Origin of the sequence: Desulfovibrio sp. X2, from assembly GCF_000422205.1 — a bacterium.
In the GTDB taxonomy this organism is placed as follows: Bacteria; Desulfobacterota; Desulfovibrionia; order Desulfovibrionales; family Desulfovibrionaceae; genus Alkalidesulfovibrio.
Genome location: NZ_ATHV01000016.1, coordinates 1 through 6,703 on the forward strand (window position 1 = coordinate 1; position 6,703 = coordinate 6,703).

Genomic DNA, 6,703 nt, shown 5'->3' on the forward strand with positions numbered 1-6,703 from the left:
CGTGCGCGGGGCTTTTCGCGTCGTCGGACGGACGTGCCCGCACGGGCGCGTCAGGCCATCAGACCATCTTCAGTTCCTTCAGCCGCGCGGCGATCTTGGGCGCCTCGCTCTCCCAGTCCTGCAGCACGGGGCGGCCCTGCTTGTAGCGGAAGTCGCAGCAGTCGTAGCCGAGCGCCAGGGTCCGTATGCGGCGAAGCCCGGTGTCCTGCGCGCGGCTCGAGAGGAAGTCGTTCACGCAGACGTAGGGCGCGACCTCGGGCACGCCGTGGGCGCGCATGTACTTGACCACGCCGCACTCGGTGTAGTCGTAGCCGAAGTCGAAGTCCGGACCGTCCTCGAAAAAATGCGCCACCCAGTTGGCGGGGTACTCGCGGCGCTGCGTCCAGGCCGCCCAGGCCCGGCCATCCTCGTAGGCCTTTGGCGTGAAGCGCGCGGCGCCCTCGACCAGGAGGTCCTTCTTCGGCCGGGCCGCGAGCTCTCGGGCGTTCAGCTCGTAGATGATCCGCCCCACGTCCTCGCCCGTGAGGCCGTGCGGCCGGAGCGTCCTGGCGTAGGCCACGTACCACGCGGCCACGGGGATGAAGCAGCTGTCCGGGTTCCGCTCGCCTCCGACCGGGGGCATGAGGGGGATCTGGTCCGCGAACGAGTCCAGCGCGTCGCCGGTCGCAGCCTTGGCGGCGCGCTCGCCGAGCCTGCCCGCGAGCATGGCGGCCACGCCAGCGTTCGTGGCCTTGAACGCGGCGAGCAGCGCGTCCCTGCGGCGCGCGAAATAGCTGGCCTCGGATGCGGCGGCGTCATCGGATGCGGCGGGCGAGGCGGGCGCGGCGGCAAGCCCCGCGCGGGGCAGGAGGCAGCAGCAGGCCGCTCCGGCCAGGGTCCTGAAAAGCGTTCTGCGGTGCATGGATGCCCTCGCCCGGCGCGCTCAGGCCTAGTCCAGGTCGAACATCCGTTCCAGGTCGTGGCGGGAGTAGGCCTTGAAGGCCACCAGGGTCTCGGAGCCCTGGATGCCCTCGATGGCCAGGCAGCCGGACGTGACCACCTCGGCCAGGGTCTCGTGCTCGCGCACGCGCACCAGGGCCACCAGGTCGTAGCGGCCTGCGGTGGAGAAGACCTCGTGCACGGCTTGGACTTCCAGAAGTTTCTGGGCCACTTCGTTGATGCGGGCGGGATCGACCTTCATGAGCACGATGGCGTTGACCATGATTCACCTCCGGCCGCGAGATTTACACGCTCGGCGCGCCCCTGGCAACGCCGCGCGCCGCCGAAGGGGCCGGGGCGACGAACGGATATGGAGGCGGGCAAAGGAGGCCCCGCGCCCGGCCTTGCGGCCGGACGCGGGGACCACTGCGGGCGCCGCAGCCGGCTCGGACTCACGTCGTCTTGTCGAACAGACCGCCCGGGATGAAAACGCCCCGGGCTCTCGCGTCGCGCATCGTCGCCCGGCCCGCCCCCTTCGGGACGGACCGGATCGTTGTGTCCATTCCGTCGACAGGCATGCTCCCCACCCGAGCCGGGAATTGTCGCCCTATCGTCCTATCGGCCGCCCGGGTTCATTTCTTTACCCCTTTTCGCCTGCCCCGCACCGCTTTCGCGTTGCTGGCCGCGAGCGTCCCTGCTACGAAACCCCTGGAAGCCCCAAGGAGGAGAGCCCCCATGCCCGCACTGCTCGTGGTCACCGATCTGCAGCAACCGCCCGAGGCCTACCCGCGATTCTTCGAGCTCCTGAAGACCCACGCCTACGCCCGGCTGACTCCTGCCATCTGGGCCGTGGAGGTGGACGCCACCCCCAAGTCCCTCTTCGACGACCTGAAGCCCCTGATCAAGGAGACCGACTTCCTGTACGTCTTCAGGCTCACCCCGTCCTTCGTGGGACGCGGCAGCGCCAACGTGCTCAAGTGGCTGAAGGACCACGTGCGCGCCTGAGGCCCCGGGCCGGATGGCCGTGACGGCCCCGGCCCGGTCCCCGCGCAGGAATTCCAAGGCGCGAGTCTTACGGATGTCGACAGCCCCGCACACGGTCATCCGCAGAATTGAGATCCGCGCATTGCGCGCACGCCTCATTCCGCCCCGTGCAGAAGCTCCAGGGCCCGCTCCACGTCCCATTCGTCGTGGACGATGCGGGCCAGGGCCTTCATCAGCACCTCGGGCCGCTCGTGCTGGAACACATTGCGGCCGATGGACAGCCCGGCCCCGCCCGCGAGGCAGGCGTCGTGGACCATGGTCAGCAGGTCGCGCTCGCTGTCCATGCGCGGCCCGCCCGCGATGAGCACGGGCACGCAGCAGGCCTCCACCACGCGCGCGAAGTCCTCGAGGCTGCCGGGATAGGGCACCTTGACCACGTCCGCGCCGAGCTCAACGGCCACGCGCGCCGCGTGGCAGACCACGTCCGCGTCGTACTCGTCCGGGATGTGCGCGCCGCGCGCGTACATCATGGCCAGCACCGGCATGCCCCACTCCGCCGCGCGGCTCGTGACCTCGCCCAGGTCGCGCAGCATCTCGCGCTCGCTCACGTCGCCCAGGTTGACGTGCACGGACACCCCGTCCGCGCCCAGGCGCAGGGCGTCCTCCACCGTGCCGACCAGGGTCTTGGCGTTGGGGAACGGCGAGAGGGAGGTGGACGCGGAGAGGTGGACGATGAGCCCGACGTCCTTGCCGTAGCCGCGATGCGTGCAGCGCGGCATGCCCTTGTGCATGAGCACGGCGTTGGCGCCGCCCTCGGCCACGCGGTTGACCGAGCCCTTGAAGTCCACCATGCCGCCGATGGGCCCGACGCTGACGCCGTGGTCCATGGGCACGATGATCGTGCGGCCGGTATTGCGGTTGAAGATGCGTTCCAGGCGGACGGCCTTTCCAAGCAACATGTTCTCCTCCTCGGAGGGTTTGCCCGAAAGGACCGCACAGGGGGAACCCGGGGCCCGAAACGACGGAGGGGCCGCGGGCTTATGCCCGCGGCCCCTCCGGATCGTGCGCAGGGTGTGTGCTAACCTGCGCGCGCCGTGGAACCGCGGGCGCTTCTAAAGAAGAAGAAAAAGGAAAACGAAAAGAAGCTGGGTGCGGTTCCGATCTGCGTGCGCATGCAGTCCTCTTAGCCCCGGCCCCGCGCGCTGTCAACGGCGCATGCCCCACGCCTTTTCGCGGCCCCCGAGGATGCCCGGCCCGCGTCCGGGCCCCGACATTCTTGCGCACGTCACGGGAATATAACGCCCCTGCCCTTTGCTGCGCCCGGGCGACGTGCTATCCTGATTTGAACTCGCAGACGCAGGGAGCGCGCATGGCGGCATCGAACGACAAGGGCGACAAGGGCGGCAAGGGCGGCAGGAACCGCAAGGGCGGGACCACGGGGGCGGGACGCGCGGCGCAGGCGAAGGCCGCGGCCAAGCCGTCCGCGGGCAAGACTCGCGCGGAGGACCCGGGCAAGGCCAGACTCGCCAGGGAAAAACGCATCGTGGACGAGCTCTGCTACACGCCGAGCGCGCCCGAGAGCGAGAAGATCGCCGCGGACATCAAGCGCCACATCGCCACCACGCTGGGCAACGATTTCGAGCGGCCCAGCGCCTATACCTGTTCCCAGGGGCTGTCCTTCGCCGTGCGCGACCGCCTGGTGGACCAGTGGATCGCGACGCAACGCGAATTCTACGAGATGGACACCAAGCGGGTCTACTACCTCTCCCTGGAGTTCCTTCCCGGCCGCTTCCTGGAGAGCAACATCCTGAGCCTGGGCATCGAGGACGACGTCAAGACGGCGCTCGAGGACACGGGCTTCGACCTCGAGGAGCTCATCGAGCAGGAGGCGGAGCCGGGCCTGGGCAACGGCGGCCTCGGCCGCCTGGCCTCGTGCTTCCTGGACTCCATGGCCACCCGGAAGATCCCGGGCTACGGCTACGGCATCTCCTACGCCTACGGCATCTTCCGCCAGGACATCGAGGACGGGCGCCAGGTGGAGCGGGCCGACAACTGGCTGCACTACGGCAGCCCGTGGGGCTTTCAGCGCGCCAAGCACCTCTACTCCGTGCACTTCTACGGCCACGTGCGCGAGTACGTGGACCACGAGGGCTGCACCCGCTACCACTGGATCGACACGCAGCGCATCCGGGCCATGGCCTTCGACGTCATGATCCCGGGCTACAAGAACGGCTTCACCACCAACATGCGGCTGTGGGTGGCCAAGGCGGCCAAGGCCTTCGACCTGCAGTTCTTCAACTCCGGCGACTACGTGGGCGCGCTGGAGAACAAGATCCAGTCCGAGAACGTCTCCATGGTCCTCTACCCGGACGACCGCGAGGAGGCGGGCAAGGAGCTTCGGCTCAAGCAGCAGTATTTCTTCGTCTCCGCAACCATGCAGGACATCGTGCGCCGCTTCCGCAAGGAAGGCGCCACCTGGGACCACCTGCCCGAGCAGGTGGCCGTGCAGCTGAACGAGACCCACCCCTCCATCGCCATCCCCGAGCTCATGCGCATGCTGCTCGACGGCGAGCACCTCACCTGGGAGCAGGCCTGGTCCATCTGCGTGCGCACCTTCGCCTACACCAACCACACCGTGCTGCCCGAGGCGCTGGAGAAGTGGCCCGTGGAGATCATGGAGCGCCTCCTTCCCCGGCACATGCAGATCATCTACGAGATCAACCGCCGCTTCCTCCAGGAGGTGGCCATGCGCTACACGGGCGACACGGACCGCCTGCGCCGCATGTCGCTCATCGAGGAGGGTCCGGAGAAGCAGGTGCGCATGTCGCACCTGGCCATCGTGGGCAGCCACCGCGTGAACGGCGTGGCCGAGCTCCACTCGGAGATCATCCGCCACACCATCTTCCGCGACTTCCACGACATGTATCCCGAGCGCTTCACCAACGTGACCAACGGCATCACCCCGCGCCGCTTCCTGCTGCAGTGCAACCCGCGGCTGGCCTCCCTGGCCACGCGCGAGGTCGGGGACGGCTGGGTCACGGACCTCGACAAGCTCCGGGGGCTCGAGCCGCTGTCCGGGGACGCGGCCTTCTGCGAGGAGTGGATGGCCATCCGCAAGGCCAACAAGGAGCGCCTGGCCAGGACCGTGAAGGAGCTGTGCGGCGTGGAGACCGACCCCGCGAGCCTCTTCGACGTGCAGGTCAAGCGCATCCACGAGTACAAGCGCCAGATCCTGAACTGCCTGCACCTGGTGACGCTCTACGCCCGGCTGCTGGACGACCCGAACGCGAGCGTGACCCCGCGCACCGTGCTCTTCGCGGGCAAGGCCGCGCCGGGCTACGCCATGGCCAAGCTGATCATCCGCCTGATCTGCTCCGTGGCCGAGGCCGTGAACGCCGCCCCGGCCTGCAAGGGCAGGCTGCGCGCCTGCTTCCTGCCGGACTACTCCGTGTCGCTCGCGCAGCGCATCATCCCCGCCTGCGACCTCTCGGAGCAGATCGCCACCGCGGGCATGGAGGCCTCGGGCACGGGCAACATGAAGTTCGCCCTGAACGGTGCCCTGACCATCGGCACCTTCGACGGCGCCAACGTCGAGATCCTGGAGGAGGTGGGCGCGGAGAACTTCTTCCTCTTCGGCCTGCGCGTGGACGAGGTGCAGCAGCGGCGCGCGGGCGGCTACGACCCGGCCGCCCTGGCCGCCTCCTCGCCCGAACTCTCCCGCGCGCTCGACCTCATCCGCTCCGGCCACTTCACGCCGAGCGAGCCGGACCTCTTCGCGCCCATCGTGGACTCGCTCCTTGCCGGCGGCGACTACTTCATGGTGCTCGCGGACTACGCCGACTACATGCGCGCCCAGCACGAGGCCGCCGCGGCCTTCGCCGACCCGCGCGGCTGGGCCGCCCGCTCCATCCTGAACACCGCGCGCATGGGCAAGTTCTCCTCGGACAGGGCCATCCGGCAATACGCCGAGGACATCTGGGGGGTGAAGCCGCTGCCCTAGACAGGGCGCCGGAACACGGCGGCAGGCCGAGGGTTTCTGCCCATTTCCCTCGACCCCGGCTTTGCGCTATGGAAGGTCTGCACAAAAAGACACACGTACCGGCGAGGTACCCATGCGAAGCATCGTCTGCGCCCTCGAGCACATCCGCACGGAGCGCGCGAAAGAGGCCGTCGAGCGGGCGCAGTCCTGCGCGGACGAGGTGCCCTGCCCCTTCTGCGGCGCCACGCTCTCGGTGGAGTCCACGGACGGCGAGTGCTTCGTCTTCTGCGAGAGCTGCCTCTTCGCCACCTCCGCGGACAGCTGCGGCGAATAGACGGGGAACGCGCGACCTGCCGGGGCTTCCCGCCGCGCCTTTCCGGCCGTCTCCTTCCGGCCGTATCCTTCCGCGCGGCCGTTCCGGGCGAATCGGACGCGCCTTGACATGGCCGGGCAGCACGGTATCCTTTCCCGGCCATTTCCCGACATCCTTCCGTGAGGTGACACGCATGCCCATGTACGAATACGTCTGCGAGGACTGCGGCCGCGAGTTCGAGGAGCTCGGCAGCATGCGGGACGAGACCGCCCCCTGCTGCCCCGGCTGCGGCAGCGCCAAGACCACGCGCCTCGTCTCCCGCCATTCCCTGAAGACCGGCGCCTCGCCCTTCAAGGGGCTGGACAGCGTCAAGCAGATCCACCCCGCCGCCCGCCCGGCGCACCTGAACCGCGGCCCCGGCGGCCCCACGGGCGGCTGCGGCGGCTGCTCCTCCGGAGGCTGCGGCGGCTGAGCCGTCCGGTCATCCTGGCACAACGAAAAAGGCCGCG

Annotated in this window: 7 protein-coding genes; 4 read left to right on the top strand and 3 right to left on the bottom strand. The window is 69.1% G+C overall.

Going from position 1 to position 6,703, the window contains the following annotated elements:
- Positions 1–58: 58 nt before the first annotated feature.
- Together DSX2_RS05995 and DSX2_RS06000 are read right to left on the bottom strand one after the other, a co-directional pair.
- Positions 59–901, bottom strand: a complete 843-nt coding sequence (locus tag DSX2_RS05995) for an L-2-amino-thiazoline-4-carboxylic acid hydrolase (protein ID WP_020880268.1) — start codon at positions 899–901, stop codon at positions 59–61.
- A 27-nt stretch (positions 902–928) separates the two neighbouring features.
- The gene (locus DSX2_RS06000; protein ID WP_020880269.1) at positions 929–1,201 is read right to left on the bottom strand and encodes an Lrp/AsnC family transcriptional regulator; all 273 of its coding nucleotides are present in this window, start codon (positions 1,199–1,201) and stop codon (positions 929–931) included.
- A 452-nt stretch (positions 1,202–1,653) separates the two neighbouring features.
- Between DSX2_RS06000 and DSX2_RS06005 the strand changes: the two genes are divergently transcribed.
- Positions 1,654–1,923 carry a hypothetical protein gene (locus DSX2_RS06005; RefSeq protein ID WP_020880270.1) on the top strand — a complete coding sequence of 90 codons (270 nt, stop codon included), beginning with the start codon at positions 1,654–1,656 and terminating at the stop codon, positions 1,921–1,923.
- A 134-nt stretch (positions 1,924–2,057) separates the two neighbouring features.
- Here the strand turns inward: DSX2_RS06005 and DSX2_RS06010 are convergent, their stop codons facing one another.
- Positions 2,058–2,861, bottom strand: a complete 804-nt coding sequence (locus DSX2_RS06010) for a 2-amino-3,7-dideoxy-D-threo-hept-6-ulosonate synthase (RefSeq protein WP_020880271.1) — start codon at positions 2,859–2,861, stop codon at positions 2,058–2,060.
- Between the two features lie 410 nt (positions 2,862–3,271).
- On the opposite strand from DSX2_RS06010, the gene DSX2_RS06015 reads away from it, so the two are divergent.
- The 3 genes from DSX2_RS06015 to DSX2_RS06025 all read left to right on the top strand — a co-directional run bounded on the left by DSX2_RS06015 (position 3,272) and on the right by DSX2_RS06025 (position 6,666).
- The gene (locus DSX2_RS06015) at positions 3,272–5,902 is read left to right on the top strand and encodes a glycogen/starch/alpha-glucan phosphorylase (RefSeq protein ID WP_020880272.1); all 2,631 of its coding nucleotides are present in this window, start codon (positions 3,272–3,274) and stop codon (positions 5,900–5,902) included.
- A 112-nt stretch (positions 5,903–6,014) separates the two neighbouring features.
- Entirely contained in the window at positions 6,015–6,215 is a 201-nt protein-coding gene (locus DSX2_RS06020; RefSeq protein WP_020880273.1) for a hypothetical protein, read from the top strand.
- A 172-nt stretch (positions 6,216–6,387) separates the two neighbouring features.
- A complete protein-coding gene (locus DSX2_RS06025; RefSeq protein ID WP_020880274.1) occupies positions 6,388–6,666 on the top strand; it encodes a zinc ribbon domain-containing protein in 279 nt (92 codons plus the stop codon).
- The last annotated feature ends 37 nt before the right edge of the window (positions 6,667–6,703 follow it).

Bases quoted from the DNA above. Each gene is read 5' to 3' on its own strand.
- DSX2_RS05995 (WP_020880268.1), bottom strand. From the start codon at position 901: ATGCACCGCAGAACGCTTTTCAGGACCCTGGCCGGAGCGGCCTGCTGC.
- DSX2_RS06005 (WP_020880270.1), top strand. From the start codon at position 1,654: ATGCCCGCACTGCTCGTGGTCACCGATCTGCAGCAACCGCCCGAGGCC.
- DSX2_RS06020 (WP_020880273.1), top strand. From the start codon at position 6,015: ATGCGAAGCATCGTCTGCGCCCTCGAGCACATCCGCACGGAGCGCGCG.
- DSX2_RS06025 (WP_020880274.1), top strand. From the start codon at position 6,388: ATGCCCATGTACGAATACGTCTGCGAGGACTGCGGCCGCGAGTTCGAG.
- DSX2_RS06010 (WP_020880271.1), bottom strand. From the start codon at position 2,861: ATGTTGCTTGGAAAGGCCGTCCGCCTGGAACGCATCTTCAACCGCAAT.
- DSX2_RS06000 (WP_020880269.1), bottom strand. From the start codon at position 1,201: ATGGTCAACGCCATCGTGCTCATGAAGGTCGATCCCGCCCGCATCAAC.
- DSX2_RS06015 (WP_020880272.1), top strand. From the start codon at position 3,272: ATGGCGGCATCGAACGACAAGGGCGACAAGGGCGGCAAGGGCGGCAGG.